Origin of the sequence: Nitrosococcus oceani ATCC 19707, from assembly GCF_000012805.1 — a bacterium.
Taxonomy (GTDB): Bacteria; Pseudomonadota; Gammaproteobacteria; order Nitrosococcales; family Nitrosococcaceae; genus Nitrosococcus; species Nitrosococcus oceani.
On record NC_007484.1, the window covers coordinates 743609 to 770457 of the forward strand.

Here is a 26849-nt window from a genome sequence, read left to right on the forward strand (position 1 = left end):
TTGCCAGACACTCCTATATTTACGAAAAGTGGTTTCAACTTTAAAGCACTAAAATACAGATTTCAGTAAATTGAAAACCCGGCGCCTGGGGCGCCGCAAGAGCAGCAGGGGATTAAAAGCCGCATGGAGCACTCGACCCGGTTTTGAAGTGAGGAGACATTTTGACGATGGAAAAGAAGACCGCTGATTTCTGGCAGGCACGAAAAGATTTTCTGGCGCATCTGCATTACGCCAAGGGGTACAGTCAGGGGACCTGCTATGCCTACCACTCGGACCTGGGCATTTGGGGCCGGTGGCTAGAAGAGGCGAGCAAGGACTGGCGTCAGGCCACCCATCTGGACACCGAGCAGTTTGTGGCCTGGCAGATGCGGAAGCGGGGCACGAAGGCGCACATCGTAGCCCGCCGCTCCAGTTGCTTGGGCTCATTCTACAAATGGGCCATGAAAAACGCCCTGGTGGAATCGGACCCCATCTATCTGGCCGATAAACCCAAGCGTCCCTATCGCATCCCTGTTTGGCTGGAGAAAGAAGAGCAACGGGCTTTCCAGGAAGCCGTCCAACGGGTCGAGGACTTACCCGAGAATATCTTCGGGCGTACTCAGGAGCATATTAAAGCGGTCCGGCGTCGCTATGATGTTCTGTTTGGCCTTATCCTCAACAGCGGTCTGCGAATCAGTGAAGCCCTGGCGGTGAAAGTCCGGGATGTGCGTATGGTGAACGGTGTGGCCAAATCCGTGCGGATCATCGGCAAGGGCAATCGGGAACGGCTGGTGCCACTGCCGGAAGCCTTCGGGCAAGTGTTGGGTGCCTGGCTACAGGGCAGAGGAGGGGAGGACTTCGTGTTCGCCAAGGCCCCAGGGGAAAAACCACCCGGACCCCATGCGGTACGGGCTTACTTGCGGCGGCTCATTGAGCGGGCGGGCATCGATAAGCCCGTCACACCCCACAAGCTGCGCCATACCTACGCCACGCGGCTATTGGAATCCGGTGCCGAGCTGGTGGATATCCAGGCTTTGCTGGGGCACGTGGACTTATCCACCACCCAGATTTACACCCACGTGAGCGAGGAGCGGATGGCGGGGATAGTGGCGAAGTTGTAGTCCATGGGAAGAGGCGATCTTGATAGCTGTAAGTCGTAGAGCTTAGACTATAGATGGGATTGAAAATCTTTCCCGCCCCAATTTCAATTAGAAGGTGACACCCAATTCTTTCTCGGCGCAGCTTTGACAAATCTCTTGATCCAGCATGTGGCCAGCGTTTACTCGTTCGTTGCAATGACTACAAACACGGAAAAACCGCGGCGTTTCAAGCAACTTCCTTTGGGCCGCTGCAAGTCGCTCGTTGGTAGGATGTTTGGACCACTGGCGAAAAACCTTCCAATTGAGTTCTGGGCTATGGCTATGTGCCCCGCCCCATGTGACCACGCCTACTTCGAGAACGGTTTTTCCGTCTCTTTCCGCTAGGCGCGTGAATTCGCTAATAAGCTCATCGTCGGTCATCGCTCCTGGCCTCTGTGTATGGGGTAGCTTTAACGGATGAGATCGGGAATGTGCTCCCATATCTCTGGGTATTCCGCAAGTACAACTCCGGTTTTAATGTAATATGACTTTATACTCAGAATAGTCTGGCTCCTTCGCCTTACGGACCTGCACGTTCAGGAGAAGTACGAGCATAAATGGTAGAGCCTCATCCCAAGACCAGAACATACTCAATTTAATTCCTAGAATATACCTTTTCGGGGGGAATCTGAAAAAACCCCAACGTGCGGATCAGTTCAGAGGCTTGAACAATACCTAGTTTAAGCGAACCGGCGATACGCATTGGCTTAGCGTACGTTTTCATTCCGTTGGACTTCAAACCCCATGTTCTATAGGAGGAAATGATTATGAGACTTCCGAAACAAGCAGAGGGCGTCATTCGTAACTCAGGAATATTTCCGCAAGAAACCTCTTGGAGAATAGGCGGAGAGGGTATACATGCAGATCGACTTGAAGGTGGGCAAGCACTTTTGATGATCCAGCTGGCGCGTATGGGAGATCTGGGAGAGCAAACATGCCGGCGGATATACGACCGATGTATTAGATACGGTGGACGATGCTGGTCTTGCTTGGGCATATACACGGACTGCAGGGGTCTCGGTATTGAAATTTAGAAGCAAGCTTGGGCGACACGGTCCTGGCTACATGGTCTAATGCTTGCTGCTTTTTAGACTACTTAGTGACTTTATCCTCTCAGAGGCATGAAAATCGACACCGAATTCTGCTATGTTCGTCATTGCTGGATTTTGACCCACCGGTGCTTGAAGCCGGTATTTACAGATCCTTTTTCGCCCTACGCTGCAGAGATGAAGTTAAATTACGCCAAGTAGTTATACCTTATATGGGTTTTTTTGCAGATCCCCTCGAAAAGGTATATTCCAAAAATTATTCGGCTAAGTTCTGTTGAAGCGCGACCTGCGCTAATTTCTAAATGATGGCTGAGGTATCCTGAAAAAAATGGACACCCCTGATAGGTTAAAATAACTGATTGAGGAGGCAGAGAATGGAACTTAAACAAGACGATACGCCGGAGTTTTGGGCAGAGGCGATGAAGCGAGTATTAGAGTATTATAAACAAGGGTTATCGTTGGCGGAGGCTGCCGAGCGGTTATCGATTCCGAAAGTGACCTTAACGACATGGGGTCAGCAAAGCCAAAGGGGGAAAGCGCCAGCGGCGCCACTCGTGCCTTGGCTACCTGGCCCCGGCTGTGTTTGCTCAAAACTTCCGCAAACCACAGGGGGTTACCTGAAACAGGAGCGTCCACGATGACCAGGACACCTCAGTCACGATTGAAGGTTTGGAGACCCATGCCATCGTCCACAGCCATGAAGCATCAGGATATCGGTTGGCATTTTGATAACACCTATGCGCAGCTGCCCGGCCACTTTTACACGAAGCTGCATCCGGTTCCTGTGCATGAACCACGCCTTGTCATTGTCAATAATGCCCTGGCAGAAGAACTAGGATTAAATTTCAAAGCCTCCTCTGAGGATGAATTAGCGCAGCTTTTTTCAGGCAATCAGCTTCCAGAAGGTGCAGAGCCTCTGGCGCAGGCCTACGCCGGGCATCAGTTTGGCCATTTTACCTATTTGGGTGATGGGCGGGCCCATTTAATCGGCGAGCATCTCACCCCAGACGGCAAACGGGTGGATATTCAGTTCAAAGGCTCGGGCCAAACACCCTATGCCCGGCGCGGTGATGGGCGTGCAGCGTTAGGTCCGATGCTGCGAGAGTATATCATCAGCGAAGCCATGCATGCGCTGGGCATCCCTACCACCCGTAGTCTTGCGATAGCCACCACCGGCGAATCTGTTTACCGGGAAACGGTACTGCAAGGAGCGATTCTGACCCGCGTCGCATCCAGTCACTTGCGTGTGGGCACATTTGAATATCTGGCCGCACAAGAAGATAAAGCAGGCCTGAAGCAACTTACTGATTATGCTATACAGCGCCATTATCCAGAAATAATAGACTCTGATACCCCCTATCTTGAGCTGCTCAAGGCCGTCATGGCTTGCCAGATAAAACTTATCACCGAATGGCTGCGAGTAGGGTTTATTCACGGCGTGATGAACACGGACAATATGGCCGTTTCCTGTCAGACCATTGATTATGGTCCCTGTGCATTCATGGATAACTATGATCCCAACACCGTGTTCAGCTCCATCGACCACATGGGGCGTTATGCCTATGCCAATCAGCCCCGTATCGCGCAGTGGAACTTAGCACGGTTTGCTGAAGCTATCCTTCCGCTACTGCATGAAAATATTGAGAAGGCTGCCGCCATGGCAGAGGAAGCCATCCAGTCATTCAAGGCATTATTTCAGCAGGAATGGCTAGCCATGATGCGTCGCAAGCTGGGGCTGTTCGGTGAAGAAAAAGAAGATATGGAATTCATCACCGGGCTCCTGCAATGGATGCAGCGCAGTCATGCGGATTATACCAATACATTCCGTGATTTGATGGATGAGCATTTTCCCGAAGAGCCACACTATCAGGATCAAGAATTCAAACATTGGTACGATAGATGGCAACAGCGGCTGGAACATAACACCAAACCGTTCCCATCCTCCCTGTGCCTCATGGGTGCGACCAACCCGGTGGTCATACCCCGTAATCATCGTGTAGAAGCAGCGCTTAACGCTGTAGAACAGAACGCTGACTTCTCAAAACTACATGAATTGCTGGATGTGCTGTCTGAGCCCTATAAAGATAAAGAGAAATACACTGAATTCAAAAACCCTCCTGCGCCGAAAGAACGTGTGTCCCAAACCTTTTGTGGTACTTGATAAGTCTCTGTTGCAAAAACTCTGTCATCGGGCGAGGATGGGGAGCATCAATAACTGCGGGGTAATCATGCTGCCTGCTTGAGTTCATCGGTCTCATCATGACAGTCAAAGCCCAGGGTACCATTCGGCAAATCTTGTCTTCAGCTCGCCGTTTTAAGATTCGGGCGCGCATTTGCAGCAATAGATGCGCGCCTTTGTGCGACCATTTTAGCTAGCTTACCCAAGTGTTTGTATCGTGTTCGAGCGCTTCGGCTTGCCAATCCAGATCTTCAATTTCTTCCCGGGCCTCGTAGACATTACCGTGCCAGAGGTATCACTTGATGCTATCTGGCCTAGTTACAGCGAAGCTGTCATACGGTGCCCAATAAACTTTCTCTAATATTGGTTAAATTTCAACAAAGGTACGAAACGCGGCATAGGAATTTCGATAAGTAACAGAAACTTATAGGATTTTAGGTTTATCTCAGCCCCCAAATTTTGCCCGCAAAATATGGCTAAATTTTAGGAGTAGTAAAGTTACTGAAAATCTATTTTTATCATAAGCTTATCAAAGATCCGGAAAGTCTTGGCAGCGAAGGCGAAGAACGACTTGATCGAGGTCTGAACGTATGTTGCACAGGAGAATGCGGCGAGCGCCGACCAGTTGCTCAATGAGATTGATATCAAGTTTCCTAAGGCATTGAAATAATGCGCCTCGTTCATGAGGCACGATAGCTGGATCGACTTTTGCTGTAGACATTTCTTCCGGGCGGCGGTGCTCTGTTTGCGTTTATTGCGGGCCGCTACTGCTGTCCTTAGTTATCGGTCGGGGGGCCGTAATTAGCGCGGTATTCCTGGTGCTCTGGACATTCGGCCACCAGCCTCATGGCTTCGAGCATGCTGCGTTCCCAGGCGCCAGGACGCCGACTGCCGTCGGCGACACTGGCAAGAATGTAGGCGAGCAGGTCGGACACGTTGTCGAACGGATTCGGCGCACCGGCTTTCTTATGTAAGGTGATCATGTACGCAAGATCTTTGAGTACGCCAGGGGAAATTTCAATCTGCATAAACACAACCTCCAGGCACAATAATAAAAAACCCAGCCAGCTCGACCCGGCGCAGGCTACCGCCCCTCATCCCGGTGGGCTTCATAGTAAGCCCGCAAAACCGCATTAATCCGGCTTTGGTAACCTTTGCCCTGTGCCTTCATCCAGTCCAATACGTCTGCATCTATCCGCAAGGTCAGTTGCTTTTTTCCGGGGGGCATCACCACCTTGGCATTTTCAAAAAAACGCGCGTCCAGCTCCGGAATATCGCTGCAATCAATATCTTCGTCCTTCATGGCATCCAGCCGCTTCCAATCAGTTTGACTTTGTTCCAGCCCTTCGCCTAATTTCATTCTCGTAATATGCTTGCTCATTTTTTCTCGCCTTTCTGGCGCTAATCAAGCGCCGCTTTATCTCCTCGCCATGTGTAAATTACCGTGATGCAACGATCAGCCAGCATCCCAATAGCAATGATCCGGGCTTCACCATGCCCTGCTTGCGGGGAAAATATTTCCACAACCGGCCCTTGCCAAATATCCTTGGCATCCAGGAAATCGAGGCTGTGCTTATCGAGGTTGCGTTGTCATTTTTCTTCGTGCCATTCAAACACGGCCTATTCTTTTAATGTAACTACAAATGTAGTTTTTATAGCCGCCTTTGTCAAGCAAAAAAGTAGCATCTGCTCACGCGGACACCTCAGATTGGAGCGACATATCGTAGCTGAACGTCTAGAACGGGGTTTCTGGGAAAAGGGTTCTATTCCAACAGAAGTACAAAACGCGACATAAGGGCAGCACCCAGATTACTGTAAAAATACACGCTAAGGATTTTGGGTAGCACGGCTCATACTCTATTGGTCTTTTCTTGCGCCTCCCGGACATAGCTATAGAGGGTGGACTTTGAAATCCCCATCATCTCGCAGATTTTCGTGACCGGCAGCTTCTTCACTTCATACAGAGAAACCACCAACGCCCGCTTGGGCGCTGTTGCAAAATCGGAGAAAGGGTACAGAAGATCTGCTGGCTCTGGTCGTCAGATTGAATAGATGCCGAATTGGCGGTTGATCAGGCGCACTTCGCCCATAACGCTGTCATCATAGCGCCATGGGGCGGTCTGACCTTTGCGCAAGGCGTTCATTACCTCGTAACCCTTGAGCATAGCCATAGGCCGTCTTCATCGATTTGAATTCCAGTGTCGGCTTGCCATGATCAGCCTCGACAATGTTGTTGAGGTATTTCACCTGACGATGCTGCGTCTCCAGCGGACACCTACCCTCCGCCTTCAGTTCGGTAATGGCGGGCCCATAAGCCTGTGCCTTGTCGGTGTTGATGGTTTCCGGCTTTTCCCCATCCTTCAAACCGGCCAGCGCTTTGCCCAGGAAGCGTTTGGCCGCCTCGGCATTGCGCGTGGACGACAGATAGAAGTCGATTGTGTCACCGCGCTTGTCGACGGCCCGATAGAGATAGACCCACTTGCCCTTGACCTTCACATAGGTTTCGTCAACCCGCCAGCTGCACCACATCGACGGTCGTTTCCAATACCAGCGCAGGCGCTTTTCCATCTCTGGCGCATAGTGTGCTGCACCCATCGATAGATTGTCGTGTGATCAACCTCGACGCCGCGTTCGCACAGCATGTCTTCAAGATCGGGGTAGCTGACCCCGTATTTGCAATACCAACGCACTGCCCAGAGGATCACCTCGCCGCGAAAATGACGCCATTTGAAATCGCTCATAAAACACCTGCCTCAAACCATCCGCGGCTCAGATTGCACAATCACCAACTTTTTGTAACAGGAGCATGACTGGCGAGGCGACGGTATTCCTTACAAAAATGGCAAGCGCCGGGAAGCATTCAACATTGTCTTGTCCATGCCTCCAGGAACAGATCGTGTTTCAGTTAAGAGGGCGGCCATGACGTTTGTGGCAGAGCTATTCGGCAACCATCAGTATGTTTTCGCTGCACACGACGATGAGAAACACCTGCACGTTCACCTATCGATCAAGGCTGTTGATCATGATGGCATACGACTTAATCTTAATCCAGGCACGGCCGATATAAAACCGATTAAAGGAGCTCTTTTTATTTTTATATAGGAGAAATAATGAAAACTTGGTTAGTTAACACGAATATAAGACCTGAAAATGGCAATCCGAATGCCTTTAAATACATGCTACGCCAAAACAAAGCAGCAGCTTTCTACGGGAGAGCCGTAGAAATAGATAATATTTGTAGGGGTGATTTGGTGTGCTTATACCATAATGACAATCGTATTATTGCAGTAGGCGCAGTTGTAGAACCTTATCAAGGACACGATTTCGAAGAGATGGAATTAATTGAGCATTGGGTTGATGTTAATTGGCTCTGGAAAGCCGATTTTAACGATAGCTTTGAGCCTCTAAATTCTATCGATCGGCGTGAATTAGGTATCAAGATGGTAAATGGCACTGTGATTAATATCACCGACCAAGTTAATTATAAAGAACTACTTACGCAAATCGCGCAACGCCCAATCTTTTAAAATAACTATGAAACTCTCAATAATTTAAGTTATCGGCACATAAGAAAAATAATACAGGAATGGGGTAGCGCCCAGCTCGCTGTAAAAATACACGCTAAGGATTTTGGTTAGCACAACTCATACTCTATTGGTCTTTTCTTGCGCCTCCCGGACATAGCTATAGAGAGTGGGCTTTGAAATCCCCATCATCTCGCAGATTTTCGTGACCGGCAATTTCTTCTCTTCATAGAGAGACACCACCAACGCCCGCTTATCGGAATTGAGGGACTTGCGCCGACCCCCCAAGCGACCTCGCGCCCGCGCCGCTGCCAGACCCGCCTGGGTGCGCTCCTGAATGAGATTCCGCTCGAACTCCGCCAAGGCCCCGAACAGATGAAAGGTCAGCCTGCCGGTGGGCGTGGTGGTATCAATCGACTCATGCAGGCTTTGCAGTCCCACCCTCTGTGCATCGAGGGTGCGTATCTGCTCGATCAGATCGCGCAACGAGCGGCCCAGCCGATCCAGCCGCCAGACCACCAGGGTATCCTCCTCGCGCAACAGCTCTTTGACCTTTTCCAGGCCCGGCCGCTTCGCCACCGTACCGCTGATCTGATCCACGATCATCTTCTCGCACCCGGCCGCCTCCAGGGCATCCCGTTGCAAGCTCGGATTTTGATCCAGGGTGGATGCTCGCGCATAGCCGATTTTCATGATTTGCCTCTCCCTGCGTAAAGAAACGCGATAATCAGACTTTTATATTAACGTAGATTATTTTACTCAGTAAATTGCCTATCCTGGCCGCGACAAGCAAGCAAACAGCGGGGCAGGGCAGCGAGTAAAACAAACCCTCGTTGTCTTCAGGCTGTCTGACGCTACGTTTCATTTATCTACTGTGGGAGTAGAAAAAAGTTAGCCACGCAACTGCTCTGTTTGCTCAGCTGATTGTAAAGCACGGATCGGCGGATGAGAGCGCTGCCGGGCCAGAGCCAGATCAAAGTTCACCTGCATGGCAAGCCAGGTGTGGGCGGTGCTAACACCGGCCATTTCCAAGCGCAAAGCAAGATCAGGGCTGATCGCTGCTCGACCGTTCAGGACGCGGGATAGCGCTACGCGAGATATTCCCAGCCGATCAGCGGTTTCTTTCACCGTCAAGCCAAGCTCGGCAATTACGTCTTCGCGCAGTAGTTCGCCAGGGTGCGGAGGATTAATCATCATAGCGTTGTTTCCTCTAGTGGTAATCAATATAATTGACCAATTCGATATGAGCAGCTGAGAGTGGTCATTGAAAAAATAGGTAAAATAAAAAATCATCGCGTATTCCGATAATTTGTTTGGCTGGATCATCTTGTCGGTTTTAAAGAAAAGAATTTATTGTATGGCTGGAATGGCACCGGTAAATCGAAAAGAGAAGCGCAATCGAAGAAGGTGAAGTCGGGTTGGTTATATCCGGCCGCAAGGTTGATGGTGCGGCTCTCTCAACGACTCAAGGGCTTCCTCAAGTCCGCGTCTTCAATAAAGTCTTTATTGAAGACAATGTATTTACCAGTCATGGCTCAGTAGCCCCTATCTTCTTCTCGGGCGAAGAAAACATCGAGAAGCAGAAACAGGTTGAAAAGCTCAAGGGCGACCTTGACCAATCCGAGAAAGAAGATCGCGAAAAAGATACCGAAAAGCACCGGTCAGAAAAGGCTCTTGATGATTTCAAAAAGGAGCGGGCTAAATCCATCAAAGACTTGCTGAGCTCATCTGGTGGAAATAATCCTTACAACAATTATGACAAGCGCTCGTACCAGGTAAAGTATGATGAGCTGCTTAAGCTTTCTGCTACTGAGCAAAAAGCAAAGATTTTGAGTGAGTCTGATTTTGCTGTACAGAAACAGAAGAAAGAAGTCGGCCCCGCAGGATAAATTACAACCTCTCAAGTTTAGCTACCCTGATACCCAGCAATTAACCGATCAAGTCGTTGCTTTGCTTAAGAAAACAGTAGTTTCTTCAATCATAGAAGCTCTCAAGAACGACCAGGTGCTCTCTGGATGGTCTAGTAAAGCATAAAAAAAAAGGATCATCCCAATGATTGTCTTTTTTAAACAAGATGATTAGCAGGCACAATGAAGGGAGCGATAATTTTCAATCAGAGATCGGTGCAGCGAGAATAGCAATAGAAGGATTTCTGGTTGCGCAAAGTCTGACGGAGTATCAGTAGAAAAAGAATGAGGCCGATGTGATCGCTGACGCTCTTCAGACGGCCTTCAATAAAGCCGCCGCGTTAAAAACTGAAATTCGGAAGATAGAGAAAGATATTGAGGAACACCGCAGACCTGCCGATGAATTGAATGCCAATATTTGTTCCTATCTTGGCAGAAAGGAGTTCACCTTTGAAATTCAAGGCAATGGTTATCAAATCAGCCGTAATGGCGCACCAGCTAAAAACCTGAGTGAATTGGATTCATGAAAGACAGGACAAAAGACGCTGGAGAACTGCGACAGCAACTCGATCTTATCGATTTTGATGCTGCGAAAAAGGCTAGAATTATCAGATTTCTTCATACTTACTCTCATGCAGGCCAGATGTCTGATCCGGAACACGATCCATCAATTTTGACTGAAACAAAGCAGATATTATATCTAAATTTATAAATATTGAGACATTTGTGTTATATTCATTCATACTGTTGTGATGAGATGTTCAATTGATTTGCGCAAACGAGTAATCGATTTTGTAAGGGGCGGTGGAAGCAAGGCGGAAGCGGCCCGGAGATTTCAGGTAGGCCGCGCGAGCATTTATCGCTGGTTGTCGCAGGATGATGCGCTGTGTTACGAGCGTCCCGGCCCTCGCCGTTCACACAAGCTGGACTGGGAGGCTTTACGGGTCCATGTGGAAGACAAGGCTGCTCTCACCTATAAAGAACGCGCCCGGCATTTTGGCGTTTCGTATTACTGTATTTGGCATGCGATGCACAAAATGGGGTTAACCCGTAAAAAAAATGACGGGGTACACGCAGCGCTGTAATATGAAAAGAAAGAGCTTTCTTCGCCTTCGTGAACGCTATCGCCGCCGCGGCAAAAGATTTGTCTATCTTGATGAAAGCGGTTTTGAGCCGGAGGTTTCCCGTCGTTACGCTTACGCTCCAAAGGGGCGGCGTGTTTATGGTCTGATCTCCGGTCATCGCAGACCGCGAACCTCTTTATTGGCCGCCCGTATGGATGAAGGCTTTGAAGCGCCGTTTCTATTTGAGGGAACCTGTAACACGGCTGTGTTCAATGCATGGCTGGAAAAAGAGCTTTGCCCCTTGCTCAACAGCAACCACATTGTCATCATGGATAATGCTCCGTTCCACAAAGCCGTTTCTTCACGTGAAATCATCAAAAAAACAGGGGCGGGAATTTTATTCCTCCCCCCTTATTCCCCTGACTTTAACCCCATAGAAAAAGACTTCGGAAATATCAAAAAAATCAGAGAATACAACGAACATGAAACCCTTGAGAATATCGTTGCAGCGTATCAGTAATTATAGATTTAGCTATAAATGACCTACTTTGCTTGATTCAAAAGGACGATGACCGCCACTTTGAGGAGATGAAGGCATTGGCCACCAAATGAGAGTCCTTCACACATCCGACTGGCACATAGGGCGTACCCTGTACGGTAGAAAACGCTATGAGGAGTTCGAAGCCTTTCTGAACTGGCTGGCGGAGACGATTCAGCAGCATGAAATTGATGCCCTGCTGGTGGCAGGTGATGTCTTTGACACCAGCACTCCGAGCCATCGTGCTCAGGAGCTCTATTACAGGTTCCTGTGTTGGGTGGCCGCCTCATCTTGTCGGCACGTTATCGTTGTCGCGGGAAACCACGATTCACCGTCCTTTCTCAATGCTCCCAAGGAGCTACTTAAGGCCCTTGATGTCCACGTGGTTGGAAGCACGACTTCTGACCTGGAAGAGGAAGTACTGGTGCTCAGGAATGAACAGGACGCTCCAGAACTGATTGTCTGTGCGGTACCTTACCTGCGCGACAGAGATATTCGGGTGGCGGAAGCGGGTGAGAGCGTCGAGGACAAGGAGCGCAAGCTTATTGATGGTATCCGCACTCATTACGCCGCCGTCGCTGCCCTAGCAGAACAGAAACGCGAGGAACTTGGAGGCGATATTCCTATCGTCGCTATGGGGCATTTGTTCACCGCTGGCGGACAAACCGTCGATGGCGATGGTGTGCGCGAACTCTATGTGGGCTCCCTGGCCCATGTGACAGCCGAGGTTTTCCCGGCGAGCTTTGATTACCTGGCCCTTGGACACCTTCACGTCCCGCAAAAGGTGAAGGGCTCCGAAACCATGCGCTACAGCGGCTCTCCACTGCCCATGGGGTTCGGCGAGGCAAAACAGCAGAAGAGCGTTTGTCGGGTTGCCTTTGATCCTATAGAGGGTCACAGCAGGGCTGCATCGGTACAACTGATCGACGTGCCGGTGTTTCAAAAACTCGAGCGCATCAAGGGAGACTGGGGTGGTATTTCAAGCCGCCTCCTTGAATTGTCGGCAATGGGCCCCCCCAATGGATTAAGAATCTGGCTCGAAGTCATTTACGAAGGTGACGAAGTGGTCGGCGACCTGCGCGAGCGCCTTGAGGCTGCGATTGCCGGCACCCCAATGGAAATCCTTCGAATAAAGAACAACCGCATCATCGACCGCATGCTGGGACAAATCCATGCAGAGGAAACGCTCGACGATCTGAACGTGAATGACGTATTCGAACGATGTCTCGCCATTCATGAGGTGCCTGAAGACCAGCGGCCGGAGCTGCTTAGGGTCTACCGGGAAACGCTCTCGTCTCTTTATGAAGACGACGTGCAGGCGCAGTAGATGGGCCGGCGATGAGAATACGGCAGGTACGCTTTAAGAATCTGAACTCACTGGTCGGCGAGTGGGAAATCGACTTGACGCACCCAGCCTTCGTGTCTGATGGCATCTTCGCCATTACAGGCCCTACTGGCGCGGGCAAGACGACTATTCTCGATGCCATTTGTATGGCTCTTTACGGGCGGACGCCTCGCCTAAACAAGGTCACTAAGCGTGGCAACGAGATTATGTCCCGCCAGACCGGCGAATGCTTTGCAGAGGTGACCTTCGAAACCCAGACTGGGCGTTACCGCTGTCACTGGAGCCAGCACCGGGCACGCAAGAAGCCTGATGGCGAGCTCCAGGCTCCGAGACACGAAATTGCCAATGCCGATTCCGGTGAGATTTTCGAATCCAAAATCAGAGGGGTCGCGGACCAGATCGAGTCGGCTACCGGTATGGATTTCCACCGTTTTACCCGCTCCATGTTACTGGCCCAGGGCGGCTTTGCCGTGTTCCTCCAAGCGGTGCAGGATGAGCGGGCGCCGATCCTTGAGCAGATCACGGGCACGGAGATTTACAGCCAGATTTCCATCCGTGTTCATGAGCGCCAACGGGAAGAGCGGGAAAAACTGAACCTGCTTCAGGCTGAAACGGAAGGCATCGTGATGCTTGAGCCGGAACAGGAACAAGAGATTGGGCAGACGCTTGAGATAAAGCGGAAGGAAGAGGCAGACCTTACCGCCAAGTTCGCCGACACTGGGCAGGCCATGGCCTGGCTCACCACCATCGATGGTCTGAAGAAGGAAATCGTCAACCTGGCCGATGAGGTGCGCAAGCTGCAAAACGATATCGAGGCGTTCAGACCGGATCGTGAAAAGCTCAACCGGGCTTTGAGTGCTGCCTCACTGGACGGCGCATACGCAACGCTCACAGCCATCCGCAAACAGCAGGTGGAGGACAGAGAAGCCTTGAAAGCTGAGGGAGAAGCGCTTCCTGGATTGGAATCCTCCGCCAAGGAGCAGGCCGAGTCACTAAAATCGGCTGAGCAACAAACCGCTCGGGTCAAAGAAGAGCTAAAAGTTGCCGCACCTACCTTGCAGAAGGTTCGCTCCCTGGATCAGGAGCTCGCCAATCTCAAAAAAACTGCGGCAGAAGATAAACAGGATTGCCAACAGGATCTTGAAAAGATTGATACAGACAAACAAGCCCGGCTTGAGGAGCAGGAAAAACGTTCCACGGCTCACGGGAATCTGGAACTTGTTGACAGCTACCTCAAGGAGCATGCACAGGATGAATGGCTGATCAGCGGCCTGGCTGGTGTGGAAGAACAGGTGAGCAGCCTACTCTCCAGGCAAAATGAAATCCATCAAAAAGAGATTGACCAGGATAAGGCCGCGAAAGCCTTGGAACAGGCGACAAAGTCACTCGACGATTGTCAGAAGCAATCTGACCTTCGGAAGCAGGCGCTGGAGGACTCATCCAAACAGCTTCAGCAGGGCAAAGATGCTTTGAGCCAGCTACTGGGGAACCGCTTATTGCGAGAATACCGCACCGAGAAGGAAACCCTGCTGCGTGAAATGGCCTTCCTGGCGAAAATAGCGGAGCTTGAAGATCACCGGGCAAAACTGGAAGATGGCAAGCCCTGTCCACTTTGCGGCGCAACCGAGCATCCCTTCGCGGCAGGCAATGTCCCTGTTGCCGATGAATCCGAACAGAAGATCGACGCGTTGACCAGGCTGATCAGCGAAGTCGAGGATCAGGAAACCGCCATCAAGGAACACGAAAAAGCTGAAAGCTTGGCCCATAAGGACCTGACGGAGGCTGAAAAACAGGAGTCAGCAGCAGCTAATGGCAGGAAGGTTGCCGAAAAAGCCCTTGCCGAAGTGACGGACAGCTTGGAAAAACTCCGGGCTGATTTTGCTGAACGCAGGCAGGCCGTTGCTGCCAAACTTCTGCCCCTTGGTATCACGGACATCCCTGAAACGGATATTTCATTACTACCCGAAATCCTCAGAGCACGACTGAAGGCGTGGCAGGCCCAGGTCAAGAAAAAGGCGGATATTGAGAAACAGATTACCGACCTCGACAGCGAGGTGAAACGGCTGGATGCGGTCATTGAAACCCAAAGCACCGCTCTGGCCGAAAAGCTGAAGCGCCTGGAGAGCTTAAAGAAGGAACTCGCCACCGTGAGTGATGAGCGAAATGCACTGTACGGCGGCAAGAATCCCGACGATGAGGAGCGCTGCTTGAACAAGGCGGTTGCTGATGCGGAAGGCGTCGAAAGGTGGGTCAGAGAGCAGCACAATGAACTCCAGCAACAATGGAAAACCGGGAAGGCCCTTGTCGAATCGTTGAAGAAAGGCATTGACCAACGAGAGCCGGAACTGAGTAGGCTGGAAACAGAATTCTTCGCAGCACTTGTGTCCGTGGATTTTTCAAATGAAGAACAGTATCTGGCAGCCCTATTGTCTTCAGAGCGGAGGGCTGAGCTGGTGACTACGGCCAAGGATCTGGATGATTGCCAAACGGACCTCAAGGCTAGGCAAAAAGATCGGGAAACGCACTTGGCTACGGAAATGGCCAAAAAGGTTACTGACCAATCTATTGAGGAACTGGAGTCGCAATCCAAGGAGTATGAAAACACACTGAAAGAGCTGCGAGATATCATTGCCAGTCTTAAGCATAAGCTCAGTGAGAATATGGCTGCCAAAGAGCGGCTAAAGGAGAAGCAAGGGGCTATCGAAGCCCAGAAAAAAGAATGTCGCAGGTGGAAGAACCTGCATGAATTAATCGGCTCCGCAGATGGTAAGAAGTACCGCAATTTTGCCCAGGGGTTGACCTTTGAAGTGATGGTTGGCCATGCCAACCGGCAACTGCGGAAAATGACTGACCGTTACTTGCTAGTCCGTGACGAGGCTCAGCCCCTGGAGCTCAACGTGGTTGACAATTACCAGGCTGGGGAGATTCGGTCCACGAAGAACCTTTCCGGCGGTGAAAGCTTTATCGTCAGCCTGTCCCTGGCGCTGGGTTTGTCCCATATGGCCAGCAAGAATGTCCGGGTGGACTCGCTGTTCCTGGATGAAGGCTTCGGCACCCTGGACGAAGAAGCCCTCGACACCGCCTTAGAAGCCCTTGCGGGCCTGCAGCAGGATGGCAAGCTGATCGGGATCATTTCACACGTACCTGCCTTGAAAGAACGGATTAGCTCCCAAATCCAGGTAACACCTCAAACCGGTGGCAGGAGCAAGATATCGGGGCCTGGATGCGGTGGGTTGAGTGCTGCAAAATGGGCCAAAGAAGCGGGTTAAATACTTCGTGTTGATAGATGGCCTACGTCGCAGTATCGACAAGGCCGCTAAGTCTGGATGATTGAGCTGGCCGGGGCGTCGCAAGCACTAAGCACCTTATGCGATAGTCGTTCTCGCTACGCTTGGTTAATATCCATCATAGGTTTCTTCATGTTGCCGATATCTATCTCGACAGTGCTCTGCATGAATTCGAACGGTATGAAGGTGTGCCGGTAGATGAGCTTCGAAGTGCCACCCGCCCTAGGTTCCGCGAACAAGCCCATGCTAGCGTCAATTCATGGCAAAAAACAAGCAATGTTGGCTCGCACGCTCGCGAGGGGGTCATTAAACATCCATGTTTAATCCCAATGATTTGCCCATAAGCTTACAGGTTATCCTTTTTACTCGCCATTCAGGGGTTGTTGAACAGGCGGGGGAATTGCGAACTTCGGTGAAAATCTGTGTACATGAACTGTAATCAAACGAGTTAGCCAGTGACCGAAGATTGGATCAGTTATCTTTCTGCAGCGTTCCGGTTTGTCGACCTCCATGACAGTGCACGGAGTTTCGGGGTTACACCCACTACTCTTAAGGAAGAGCGGACAGGACGGCGTGACGGAGTATGGCTACATCTGGCATGCCATTTACTTTCCTACCTCGATGAATGCGACCTGGAAACCAACGAAGGATGGAATTCTATTGGGCCATTCGTAAAAAATATTCGTGGTAGATACCGGCACCTGAAGGACGATGATATTCAGCTGATCATTAGCTATCTGTCTACGCCGACTGAGATTTATTTTCTAAAAGACGAGTCGGCCGAAAGGCAACTGCGCGTTGCCAGTACAAAAGACACAGCACTGATTGAGCGTCGATCGGCCCGGGGGCAGACGGACTTGTGTCGTCTGACTCAGCGGGGCCGCTTGGCCATTACCTTGGCTAAGGTGTCACACAATTGGCTCTATACTCATCACGATGCAGACAAATTGATGACGGCGCTCCAGTATGGAGAATTCCATGACATCCCACGGCAATGTGCTTCTCTTGGGCAGTCGATCCGAGCGTTTGCACATGAAATCACCCGGACCATGGAGCAGCCAGGAAAAAACGACGTCATTGTGCATTTTCTTGATCGCGGCAATCAGTACCTCGATTCCATTCGTAAGGTTCAAACGGCTGTACAGAATGCGCGTGAATACCTGGGAACCGTGGATGTACGAGAGCGTTTTAATCAATGGTTAGATCAGAATGAAGACATGGGACTGGATCTCGGAGTGATACGTCGAACGCTGGATGAACTTATGCAGACGGTTGAGCGTTTGAGCCGTCGTTTCTCTGCCTTTCTTCATCAGGTCACTGGCACACAACGTGAGGTGGTTGGGGCTATTCCATTCGAGAAGGTGGCACTGGCGTTCGTGTTTCAGGCGCCTTCATTTCCACTAATGGATATGCTGGCCGGCAAACTTTGGGCATGGCTGCCGCAAATGTGTTTCAGTGCGCCTGAGGACATGCAGGGTATTCTCCGAGCGGAAATTGATCGGCACCAGATCAGTCAGCCGAAGGTTTTTGGGGAAGACACTAACACTATACGAAAACGAACAGTTATGGAGCTGTTTGTTCACGAACACCGCGAGGCAATGTTGACTGCCTTGAAAGCAGGCCCGGTACGGCTCAGTACAGCGTTCACAATGGGCTGGGCAAAGATTGCGGGCCAGTGCCATTTGACTGAACTGGTCGGTATCTATAGCGCCCCTTCGTGGCTGGGCTGTGGCAGCGACGCCATCCAGCTTACACTCAAGCCAGGTAGCCTGGATGCCCATGTGGAAGGACGCACTTGGTTGGCGGGAGATGACATCGAAATGCGGTTGGTTCAGAAACAAGGAGAGAGCAATGGACTTAAATGATATGGGACAATTGCATGCCTTTCTCATGCGGTACCGGTGCATTGAATCGCGCCCGCGTAGCCGCAATTTGCGGCGCAATGAAAGTGAGCTGGCCAGCATCTTAATCGAATCCGGCACTGAAGGTCTTGAACAGATGAATCGTTTTCTTGCCGCTCAAGGCTTGGATCTGATCGAATTTACGGATACGGATATGCCGGGTATCACCACGGGTGGCCGAGTATGGGTACTTGCACGCAGTCTGGAAGCTGCGCCTCCAGCATACTTTTCGATTGAACAAGTGATGGGGCGCATGAAGTTGCGGGATGATAGCCGCGAGGTAGCGGCAGTCTGGTATCTGCATATCTGGCTTATTCACTTGGCGCTACTGTACAGCCACAAGGGGCGGGCGGTGTCGGCAGTCTCGGGGTACCTGGATAGTGCCTTTGAAAAGGAGACTCTGATTCAGTGCGTGCGAGATCACATTGAACGTGTCCGGGGTGTTGGTCTTGAGACGGGGGCAGAACAACGTGTTTACCAGATCCTAACGGATGAGCGCGGCACGGATATTCCCAAACGGGTCCGGATGTTTCTAGGGTTGATGGTGGATTCTGGATTGCTTAGCCGTGCTGACAGCGGCGTTTACGAACAAACTTTACTGGGTGCTGTGGAGATCCGCCAAAACTTTAGCCGGACCCTGCAGCACATCCTTCCGGATGAGGATGCCCTGTCCAATATTGTTAACCTCTCTGCACCGGTAGCAGAGAAAGGAGAAGAGGAGGAAGCAGGGATGAAGGAAACGGAGTAACCATGTCTACAATCAATCGCATAGAGATCGCTAATTTTCTCAACCTCAATGGCGAGGGAGAAGCGGAGATATGGGAACCACGTTATCGTGCTGTGACCTTCAACTTCCATGGTCAGTCTACGGCATTGAATATGACAAATGGAGTAGGCAAGACCAGCAATGTCGAGGCGTGGCTTGCTCTGCTCACCCGAGATCCGCAGCTGATTTCGAGAACCCGCGAAAAGATGGCACCGGAGCGTGATGGCTACTACTCGCACATTCGGATTGAATTTGTCGTCCCTGAGCGGGGTGCGACGGTACACGATGATCTTTTCGTCCAGCAGGGGTCACCGGTGGGCGGCAAGGAAACCTGGGTGTTTGGCATGTATGGCTATCGGTCTGCAGGAAGCATCAATTTCTATTACTACCGTGGCAGTCTAGGGCAAGTACCGGTGGCCGATACAACCACCAGGGCGGTGGCCTTGTTACCTAACCAAGAATTTCGCGCAGCGCTAAAGGCCGCGGAACGTAATCGGCATAACCCCGTGCGGGAAGATTGGATTGCCGAGTTAAGTTTGCATGTTTCTCCCGTCAGCATGCGGCGCCAAGCGGAGTATCAAAAGCGAGGGGGTGGCGACAAGAGTGCCGAGCTGTTTGCCTTAAAGAGTCGCAAGGGCGAGAACTATGATGTCACCTTCTTCTATGAAATCATCGCCCCCGAGTTATTGTCCGGGCTCATGGATCGAGAAGGAGAAGAAGGCGAACATGAGTTAGAGGATACCATCCTCAATGCGGTGATGGATGTGATTCGCACGCGCCATAACACCCTTCGCAAAAAGATTGAGTTGGAAAAAGTGAAAGAGGTGTTAGGTGTTCTGGACGAAAATGCAGGGAAGGCGGCGGAGGCGGAGCAGGCGCAAGGACAGTATGAGCAGCAGCGAACGCGCATGGCTCAAGATGTTGCGCTACTTCAGAATTTAGTCCAACAACAGCCCTTGCCGGGTATCCCTGAATCACCGAGCGGGAAGGATCTTATTGATAGACTAAAGGCCAGCATCATCATTGAACTGGGAAATCGGGACTATCGGGTTCTTGATGCTGGCATCGCAGGCTTGACCGGAGAATCAGTTAGAGCTCTAAATCAGCGTGCCCATGAGGCTCGGTCAGAAGGGCGCAAAATTCCACAAGCTATTGTAATACCCTGTGATAGTTCATCCGGTGAGCGCTCGAGCCTAAAACCTAATTCGTACACTCCGGCCGTGGCGCGTGATCTTGTGGAATCGAGTAGCAGGTGGGCCAATGGTCTCACTCGACAGATGGCATTGGGTCTGCTCGAGGATCTGGAGAGGTGGTTTTTGAGTGATGCCGCGCACCGTAACCCCTATCGCACTGAACGAAATGAGCTTGAATACGATATCGAACAGTTAGGACGTGATTTGAGTGCCCAGCAGGAACGGAGCAGTGCGATTGCTCAGGAACTTGATGGGCTGCGCGATCAACAAACGCGCATGAAAGAGGATGAGGCCGCTTATAGAGATGTGCAGGCCAGCGGTGAATTCACCGAAGAGGAATGGAGCGATCCGGGACGCACGGCAGAACAGGTGGTGATTGAGTACCAAAAAGCTGACCAAGCACGGATGGAATTTCTAGGAAAAAAAGCTCGTATCGAGGTATGGAAGCCGCAATGGGATGACTTTATCCGTCGATTTCCAGAGGAGCCCGATCCAGAAATAGTTCACCAGCAACACCAGGAAGCCAAGGGAATTGCCGCCCAACACCTGGATGAAGCCAGCCGGCAGAAGGAACAGGCAGAAGATGAAGGCCGTGCCCTGCACGCCAAGGCATCAGAGGGAGAGTCGGCAGCCACCAGCTACCGGACTCAGGCGGAGCGATTTGATCGGCTGGATGGAGCCCTCGGGACTTATGCTAAGGAATTTGGCAATGAATCTCCCACCCGGCTGGATAATCGGGTGGTTCAGGAAAAGGTACAGGCTGAAGCAGATATCAATGCCACGCGTGAGAAGATCGCGAGGTTCCAATCAATGGCGGACGATCTGATGCGGTTTTACAGTGAGACGGGGGCCTCCTCTCCAACTGATTGGTTGTCAGCATGTGAGAAAAAGCGAGCCAAGCTCCAGGCGCGTAAGCCAGTGGTGGAAAGGGAAAGGTCCGAGCTAATACGCCAGCGTCAGGACCTTGAGGAAGAACAGGTTGCAGCCAACCCTTCTGCCCGGCAGGCATTGGACTACCTTGACGCAGCCGATGTCCCCTTTAGCCCACTGCATCGGGCCATCGAAGCAATGGGTTTGGATGGCGATCGGCGGAGGGGAGTGCTTTCCTGTTTCTCAGCGGTCCTGTTTGCACCGGTGGTGGCAACAGACGACGCAGCCCTTGCGGCAGCAGCATGTCTTGCCGAACATGACGTTCAGATCCCCGTGTTTATGGTTGGTGCCTTGGAGTCCTTCGCAAGGGAGGGGGATTTGAAGGCTGATAAGGACCAGGACTTTTACTACGGGCTGATTGCCGGTGTGACCACCAGGGCTGTCGCCTGCCTTCTAGATCCGGGTCTCGTGGAACGCGAGAAGGAACGTTTGGATAGTCTCATTGGTAATTTGGTTCAAGAGGCAGGTCAGATCGAGCGCCGGTTAAAGGCTACGGCCGAAAGCGCACCCTTGATCGTACTGGCCCGTAAGGCACAACTCGCGGTCGAGGCCAATGCTGAATCGGAGCTAACGCGACATAGCGAGCATCTGAGGACCCTCGAAGACCGTCTACCGATCTTGAAACGGCGCGCATCGGACGAATCACTGAATGCTATTCGGGCAGCTCAGGAGTTTGACCGACTCGGTGGTCAAAGGAAACGTGATGAGGTCATCCGCAACCTAGAGGAACAGAAACGGCGGCTGGACGACCTTCGGCGCAGGGAGGAGCAGAACAGAACTCAGCGCGAAGCATTAGTACAGGAAGTGAGTGGGGCACAGCAGCGCTTGGAGGTAGCTTACCCTGCTGATCTTCGGGTGTTACTGGAACAGGCGAAGGAGTTCTCAATTCAAGGAGGTGTCGAGTTCCTTAAGTCGGCACCACGCCGGGAGCAGGAACTGGCAGAAGTGTTGAACCGGGCAAATGCCCGCAAGGAGTACCGCCTGAATCTAGTCCGGGCAGTAACATATCTGGCTGCAATCCAACGGGCACAAGCGGGAGAGGATATCAATGAGTTGATCGCTAAAAAGAAGGGCGAACTCAAACAGGCGAGGACCGAGGTTGCTCGTGTGTCCGGGAAGCGGGACGAGTTAATTGCGCGCTGCGAGCCCTTGGACGATGCGATGAAAGCCGTCGATCAGGCAGCTCAGTTGGCCCTGCAGCATTTTCAACCAGCGTCTAGGGTAGCTCTCGATCTGCCGGGCAGGGATATTGATCGCGAACAGTTGGAATCCAATGAGATTTTTCAGCAAGCCGATTCGCTACGGGTGGCTGTCGAAAGAGGCTATGACTTGGCGGAGGTGGTTCGACAGGCTGAAACACTCCAGGATCTGCTAAGTCAGTTGGAGATTGAAAGGGATCTGCAGGAGTTGCGTAGGCTGAAAAATCAGAGTGACAATCACAGGAATACATTTCTTGAGTCAGTCCATCAAGCGAGCAAATATGAAGGGTTAGGCGATGTTGAACGAGAGAGACTGCAGACGGTTCGAGATCTGAGCGGCACCCAACTCGTTATTGCCATGGCTCGGGATATCCGTGAGATCTATGAGCGAGAACGATCTCTATATGAGCAGGCCGCGGAGGCTGAGAGCGAGAGCCGCTCACTGGTGACCAAGCGGATTGGTTACTTCATTGAATCGGCACAGGACAATCTGGATTTGTTTAAACGTGTGGCCAGGGCAAAGCACGGCAATGAGTCGGCACATTTCCAAGTGTCGGCGGATATGATCTCCCGTGAGGAGTCCGAAGCGCTGATAGAAAATATAATTTCCACTCTTGATGAAGAGGAAGCAGCACGTAAGAAGCGCCAAAAGCGGGGGATGGAAAATACCGAGAGCGGCGATCAATACCGTGGCCGGCTTCGTGATCTCATCCGGCAAAACACTTATCGTCGTATTTTTAGATCGCCATCGGTTAAGTATGTGAGTCCCCATATTCGAAACGATGAGCGTCCACGATCCTTAACTCGGAGTCTCAGCAGCGGGCAGCGCACGGCCATGACCTTGCAGTGGATTATCCGGCTAGCGGAGTTTGCTATATCCAGGGAACTACAAGGCTCTATCTCGCGCGTTTCCGCGCGTCGGCGTGCGAGAGAGCGGGCCCAGAGTATTCTCTTCATTGACGGGCTGTTCTCGGATCTATCTGATGAGCAGCTTATCCGGGAAGCCATGAGCGGTATTCGTAATACTCGGGGGCGGTTCCAGTTGATTGGCTTGATACACAATACGAAATACACCAACGATTTCGATGTATTTCCCGTACTGCTCTTGGGCAAGGTCATTACCAGCCTTAATGGTTTCGGCGGTTGGGTCATTATTGATGAGAATAATGAAGAGACCAGCACTTTGGCTGACACGGTGCAGGTAGCCGAACTCCGTAAGGAGGTGCGGCCGGCCGAGAATGATAGATGAGCCCCATGCCGTTGCGCGACCGCATTACCAATTATCTGCGAAAGAGAGCCCGGATGAATGCCTCATTACGTGGAAATGGACTAGTTGAGCGGCTTGTGCGCGATCTCCAATGTGATCGCACGGAGGTACTTCGCGAATTCCGGGAACTGCGCGCAGAAGGAATCCTTGTATGCGACGATTGGCTGCGAGAAGAGCCCCTCAGCAAGGTAACCGTCAATCTTCCGGAAGAATCCAACCCAACGGTCAAGCTTTGGCACGCTGTGCTGGAACAGGCGGCTAAAATACAGGGCGAATTCGCCGCATTGGAACCTTTGGGTGAAATTATGGAAGGGCTCCATGCGTCCGAGATGACGGGGCTATTGAATGGTCTCGTCTCGTTGAAGCAAGACCAAGAGCGTCTGCATAACACACCTAGGTTTGAGGTCAGTGCCCGGTATCTACTCGGCTCATCCAAGTTGCTGGACGCTTTGCCAACTGCATCTTTGCGGCAGTTCGGCATTGATGTCAATCGTTTTCCGGCCTTTCCCGGATATGTCATGGTGGCCGGCCCACCGGATCCTTGTGTAGTAGTCTTAGTTGAGAACCCACACGCCTTTGAGTGTGCACTCGATGCCCGGGGTACAGATAGAGCGGCTTGGGTGTGCACCTATGGTTATGGGCTGAGTCTGAAGTACAGCCAACATGGTGAGCAGCTTGCCGCGATTCTTGAGAGCCGGATTCCGCCGAGGACAGTGGTTCGAAAAGGCAGCCCACCTAGTTGGGACACGCTTCTTCGTCATGACTGGATTCGCTTTTGGGGGGATCTAGACTTTGAGGGCCTTGCGATCTTCGAAAGGCTACGTAGGTACAATCCGAGCATAGTATTGAGCGGACTCTATAAGCCGATGGTTGATTGTTTGCGCGAAGGTGAAGGGCATCCGTACTGTAAGGCCGTGGGGAAGACAGGACAGGCGCCCAATAAGTATGGCAATGATATTGCGCCATTATTAGCCCTCTGCCTGGAGCAAGCGGTGGATCAGGAGTTTGTGTCGAAAAGCCAGATTTCACAGTGGTGGGATACTGAGCTTGAGATCTGATCCTTGGAATTAAACATTCATGTTTAATTCCAAGGATAACCAGAAGTACCTGAAATAGCAGGCTTGGCTGCTGTAAACTTAGTATATGCTCTATTTCAAGACTATTTGGGAGCATGCCAGCAAATAGCCTTTTTTCAGCAAAATATCAGATCAAATCGTGCGCTCTACCTAAATTCTAGCCACCCATCCCCTGCAAGCGATCCATGGTTGTAGGCAGCCAGAGTCCTATTTCGGGAAAGACCAACAGGAGTGCCAGGGTAATGAGCTGGATAGCCACAAAGGGCAGTATGCCGCGATAGAGGTGGGTGATATGGACTTCAGGGGGGGCTACCGCCTTTAAATAAAATAGGGAAAAGCCAAAGGGCGGCGTGAGAAAAGAGGTTTGCAAGTTAAGCGCAATCAATACCGCAAACCAGAGCGGGTTAAGCCCTAGGTGGATAGCCACGGGGGTAAGAATGGGGACCACAATAAAGCAAATTTCAAGGAAATCCAGAAAAAATCCCAGCAAGAAAATTAGTAACATGCTGAGGGCGAGGAAAGTCCAGCTTCCTCCCGGCAGTCCCGTCATTAATTCCAAGACCAGAGTGTCACCTCCCATTCCCCGAAAAACCAGGCCAAAAGCAGTGGCGCCAATTAAGATAATAAACACCATACTGGTCAGGCGTACGGTCTGGGCGCTAGCTGCGTGCAAGTTAGCCAGTGTTAGCCGCCGGTGCCAGAGCGCCAGGAGGATTGCGCCGAGAGCGCCCACAGCTGCCGACTCGGTGGGGGAAGCAATGCCAAAAAAAATGGAGCCTAATACCGCGATTACTAAGGTTAGTGGAGGAATAAGACTTTTCGCTACCCGCCGTCCTAAGCTGGGGTTACCCTGGGATACCACCCTATTCAGAGCTGGCGCAGCCTCTGGTCGCCGCCAGGCGGTTATCGCGATATGGAAAATATAGAGCAGGATTAGCAGAACTCCAGGGACGACTGCCGCCATAAATAACTGGCCTACCGCTACCCCCATCACGTCTCCTAATAGAATCAGCACAATGCTAGGAGGGATGATCTGCCCTAATGTACCTGCAGAGGCAATAGTCCCTGTCGCCAGCTCCTTGGCGTAGCCATGTTTGAGCATGGAGGGTAAAGCAATAATCCCCATGGTGACTACCGTAGCGCCCACTACCCCCGTCGTTGCCGCCAACAAGGCGCCTACCACAACGATGGAGATTCCTAATCCTCCCCGCAACCGGCCAAACAATAAACCCATGGTTTCCAGCAGATCTTCGGCTAACCCTGATTTCTCTAGGATGACTCCCATAAATACAAACAAGGGCACCGCCAATAAAGTGAAATTGGTCATGATGCCCCAGATACGTAGGGGCAAAAGCCGGAAGAAATCCATATCCAGGAATATTGCGCCGAAAGCTAGCGCAACACCGCCCAGGGTGAAGGCAACCGGATAGCCCAATAGCAGCAGTGCAAATAGCACTGCGAACATGACTAGCGCCCAAACTTCCATTATTGGGTGGTCTCCGAAATGTGCCGCAGCTTTAGTAAGTTGCGGATAAAATCAGCTACGCCTTGGAGTGCGAGCAAACTAAAGGCAAGGGGAATGACCGCTTTTAGAAGATAGCGATCAGGGAGGCCACCGGGATCAGGAGAGCCTTCGTTTTGCAAAAAGGCATTACGGACAAAAGGCCAGGAAGCGGTAATAATGATGAGGCAGAAAGGGAGAAGAAAGATAAGGGTGCCGAGGAGATTGATCCAGATTCGCGCTCGGAGGCTTAACCATTTATCCTGATGAAAAATATCGACCCGCACGTGGCCATCATCCTTTAAGGTGGGCGCGGCGCCCAATAAAAAGATAAGGGCAAAGAGATGCCATTCCAATTCCTGCAAGGCCACCGAGCCGTTGTGGAAAAGGTAGCGCATGCTGACGTCATAACAGACTAATAACACCAAAAGCAGGACTAGCCAGGCAACTAGGTGGCCTATCCTAGCGCTTAATTTATCGGCAAAAGTTACAAACCGTTGGAGTTTTTGTTCTGGAAATTCCATATTTTTTATTCGGTTGTTGCTGTTTGAACTGCTGGCGGAATCTGCAAGGTAAAAGTGACAGGGCCATCATTGGTCAGGGAGAGCTGCATGTGGGCGCCGAAGCGGCCTGCCGCGCATCTAGAGTAACGGGCCTTAGCCTGGGCAAATAGATATTCGAATATTTGCTTACCCAATGGGGGTGGGGCGGCCGGAGTAAAGCTGGGACGGGTTCCTTTGCCGGTATCGGCTGCCAAGGTGAATTGGGGCACCACCAAGAGAGCGCCTTCCACATCGGCCAGGCTCAGGTTCATGTGTCCTTTGGAGTCGGCAAATACCCGGTAACTCAATAGACGTTCTAGGAGCCGTTCGGCTTGGGGTGGGCCATCGCCCCGCTCGATTCCCACCAACACCACTAATCCGGGACCGATGCGCGCAATAACTTCTCCCGCGACGGTGACTTGAGCCTGGGTGACTCGTTGCAGCAAAGCAATCACTGGTTGGT

26 protein-coding genes and 1 pseudogene are annotated in these 26849 nt (G+C 51.5%); 15 read left to right on the forward strand and 12 right to left on the reverse strand.

The window, feature by feature from the left end:
• The first annotated feature begins 167 nt into the window (after positions 1-167).
• A complete protein-coding gene (locus NOC_RS03785; RefSeq protein WP_011330450.1) occupies positions 168-1100 on the forward strand; it encodes a tyrosine-type recombinase/integrase in 933 nt (310 codons plus the stop codon).
• An 87-nt stretch (positions 1101-1187) separates the two neighbouring features.
• On the opposite strand, the gene NOC_RS03790 is transcribed toward NOC_RS03785, so the two are convergent.
• A complete protein-coding gene (locus NOC_RS03790) occupies positions 1188-1499 on the reverse strand; it encodes a hypothetical protein (RefSeq protein WP_244860037.1) in 312 nt (103 codons plus the stop codon).
• A gap of 1042 nt (positions 1500-2541) precedes the next feature.
• On the opposite strand from NOC_RS03790, the gene NOC_RS03800 reads away from it, so the two are divergent.
• Both NOC_RS03800 and NOC_RS03805 read left to right on the forward strand, forming a co-directional pair.
• Entirely contained in the window at positions 2542-2808 is a 267-nt protein-coding gene (locus tag NOC_RS03800; RefSeq protein WP_011330187.1) for a hypothetical protein, read from the forward strand.
• Positions 2809-2846: 38 nt separating this feature from the next.
• The gene (locus NOC_RS03805) at positions 2847-4328 is read left to right on the forward strand and encodes a protein adenylyltransferase SelO (RefSeq protein ID WP_186809261.1); all 1482 of its coding nucleotides are present in this window, start codon (positions 2847-2849) and stop codon (positions 4326-4328) included.
• 547 nt (positions 4329-4875) lie between these two features.
• On the opposite strand, the gene NOC_RS03810 is transcribed toward NOC_RS03805, so the two are convergent.
• From NOC_RS03810 to NOC_RS03825, 6 genes and pseudogenes are all read right to left on the reverse strand, one after another.
• Entirely contained in the window at positions 4876-5067 is a 192-nt protein-coding gene (locus NOC_RS03810; protein ID WP_147094548.1) for a hypothetical protein, read from the reverse strand.
• 55 nt (positions 5068-5122) lie between these two features.
• Positions 5123-5374, reverse strand: a complete 252-nt coding sequence (locus NOC_RS03815; RefSeq protein WP_211138769.1) for a hypothetical protein — start codon at positions 5372-5374, stop codon at positions 5123-5125.
• 56 nt (positions 5375-5430) lie between these two features.
• Positions 5431-5727 (reverse strand): BrnA antitoxin family protein, encoded by a 297-nt coding sequence (locus tag NOC_RS03820; protein WP_011330453.1) that lies wholly within the window; start codon positions 5725-5727, stop codon positions 5431-5433.
• Positions 5728-5747: 20 nt separating this feature from the next.
• Positions 5748-5903, reverse strand: coding sequence for a BrnT family toxin (locus NOC_RS17825; RefSeq protein WP_211138771.1), 156 nt, complete (start codon positions 5901-5903; stop codon positions 5748-5750).
• A 293-nt stretch (positions 5904-6196) separates the two neighbouring features.
• Positions 6197-6322: a helix-turn-helix domain-containing protein gene (locus NOC_RS18325; RefSeq protein WP_342341969.1), complete on the reverse strand. Its 126-nt coding sequence runs from the start codon at positions 6320-6322 to the stop codon at positions 6197-6199.
• Between the two features lie 63 nt (positions 6323-6385).
• A pseudogene (locus NOC_RS03825) lies at positions 6386-7087 on the reverse strand (IS6 family transposase).
• Between the two features lie 85 nt (positions 7088-7172).
• Here NOC_RS03825 and NOC_RS03830 point away from each other — a divergent pair.
• Entirely contained in the window at positions 7173-7448 is a 276-nt protein-coding gene (locus NOC_RS03830; protein WP_261771973.1) for a relaxase/mobilization nuclease domain-containing protein, read from the forward strand.
• Positions 7449-7456: 8 nt separating this feature from the next.
• Positions 7457-7873 (forward strand): hypothetical protein, encoded by a 417-nt coding sequence (locus NOC_RS03835; RefSeq protein WP_011330454.1) that lies wholly within the window; start codon positions 7457-7459, stop codon positions 7871-7873.
• Between the two features lie 117 nt (positions 7874-7990).
• Here the strand turns inward: NOC_RS03835 and NOC_RS03840 are convergent, their stop codons facing one another.
• Positions 7991-8563 carry a recombinase family protein gene (locus NOC_RS03840; protein ID WP_011330455.1) on the reverse strand — a complete coding sequence of 191 codons (573 nt, stop codon included), beginning with the start codon at positions 8561-8563 and terminating at the stop codon, positions 7991-7993.
• A 198-nt stretch (positions 8564-8761) separates the two neighbouring features.
• Positions 8762-9064, reverse strand: a complete 303-nt coding sequence (locus NOC_RS03845; RefSeq protein ID WP_211138772.1) for a HigA family addiction module antitoxin — start codon at positions 9062-9064, stop codon at positions 8762-8764.
• 224 nt (positions 9065-9288) lie between these two features.
• On the opposite strand from NOC_RS03845, the gene NOC_RS03850 reads away from it, so the two are divergent.
• From NOC_RS03850 to NOC_RS03900, 10 genes are all read left to right on the forward strand, one after another.
• Positions 9289-9759 carry an AAA family ATPase gene (locus tag NOC_RS03850; protein ID WP_011330457.1) on the forward strand — a complete coding sequence of 157 codons (471 nt, stop codon included), beginning with the start codon at positions 9289-9291 and terminating at the stop codon, positions 9757-9759.
• Between the two features lie 314 nt (positions 9760-10073).
• Positions 10074-10304: an AAA family ATPase gene (locus tag NOC_RS03855; RefSeq protein WP_011330458.1), complete on the forward strand. Its 231-nt coding sequence runs from the start codon at positions 10074-10076 to the stop codon at positions 10302-10304.
• A gap of 225 nt (positions 10305-10529) precedes the next feature.
• A complete protein-coding gene (locus tag NOC_RS03865; protein ID WP_011330421.1) occupies positions 10530-10862 on the forward strand; it encodes an IS630 transposase-related protein in 333 nt (110 codons plus the stop codon).
• A 1-nt stretch (position 10863) separates the two neighbouring features.
• Complete coding sequence (locus NOC_RS03870) at positions 10864-11361, forward strand: IS630 family transposase (protein ID WP_011330422.1); 498 nt, start codon at positions 10864-10866, stop codon at positions 11359-11361.
• An 88-nt stretch (positions 11362-11449) separates the two neighbouring features.
• A complete protein-coding gene (locus NOC_RS03875) occupies positions 11450-12706 on the forward strand; it encodes an exonuclease SbcCD subunit D C-terminal domain-containing protein (protein WP_002812956.1) in 1257 nt (418 codons plus the stop codon).
• Positions 12707-12717: 11 nt separating this feature from the next.
• The gene (locus NOC_RS03880) at positions 12718-15993 is read left to right on the forward strand and encodes an AAA family ATPase (RefSeq protein WP_011330460.1); all 3276 of its coding nucleotides are present in this window, start codon (positions 12718-12720) and stop codon (positions 15991-15993) included.
• Positions 15994-16466: 473 nt separating this feature from the next.
• On the forward strand, positions 16467-17876 hold the full coding sequence (locus NOC_RS03885; protein WP_002812529.1) for a hypothetical protein: 1410 nt from the start codon (positions 16467-16469) through the stop codon (positions 17874-17876).
• Positions 17863-18660 carry a hypothetical protein gene (locus tag NOC_RS03890; protein ID WP_011330461.1) on the forward strand — a complete coding sequence of 266 codons (798 nt, stop codon included), beginning with the start codon at positions 17863-17865 and terminating at the stop codon, positions 18658-18660. Before NOC_RS03885 ends, NOC_RS03890 begins: the two co-directional genes overlap by 14 nt.
• A 2-nt stretch (positions 18661-18662) precedes the next feature.
• Complete coding sequence (locus tag NOC_RS03895; protein ID WP_002812204.1) at positions 18663-23249, forward strand: hypothetical protein; 4587 nt, start codon at positions 18663-18665, stop codon at positions 23247-23249.
• A gap of 53 nt (positions 23250-23302) precedes the next feature.
• Positions 23303-24325 carry a Wadjet anti-phage system protein JetD domain-containing protein gene (locus NOC_RS03900; RefSeq protein WP_244860039.1) on the forward strand — a complete coding sequence of 341 codons (1023 nt, stop codon included), beginning with the start codon at positions 23303-23305 and terminating at the stop codon, positions 24323-24325.
• A 175-nt stretch (positions 24326-24500) separates the two neighbouring features.
• Here the strand turns inward: NOC_RS03900 and NOC_RS03905 are convergent, their stop codons facing one another.
• Genes NOC_RS03905 through dtd form a run of 3 tightly spaced genes read right to left on the reverse strand, consistent with a single transcriptional unit; the run spans position 24501 to position 26841 of the window.
• A complete protein-coding gene (locus NOC_RS03905; protein WP_002812543.1) occupies positions 24501-25829 on the reverse strand; it encodes a TRAP transporter large permease in 1329 nt (442 codons plus the stop codon).
• Entirely contained in the window at positions 25829-26368 is a 540-nt protein-coding gene (locus tag NOC_RS03910) for a TRAP transporter small permease subunit (RefSeq protein WP_002814317.1), read from the reverse strand. Before NOC_RS03910 ends, NOC_RS03905 begins: the two co-directional genes overlap by 1 nt.
• 5 nt (positions 26369-26373) lie before the next feature.
• The gene (gene dtd, locus NOC_RS03915; protein WP_011330462.1) at positions 26374-26841 is read right to left on the reverse strand and encodes a D-aminoacyl-tRNA deacylase; all 468 of its coding nucleotides are present in this window, start codon (positions 26839-26841) and stop codon (positions 26374-26376) included.
• Between the last annotated feature and the right edge of the window lie 8 nt (positions 26842-26849).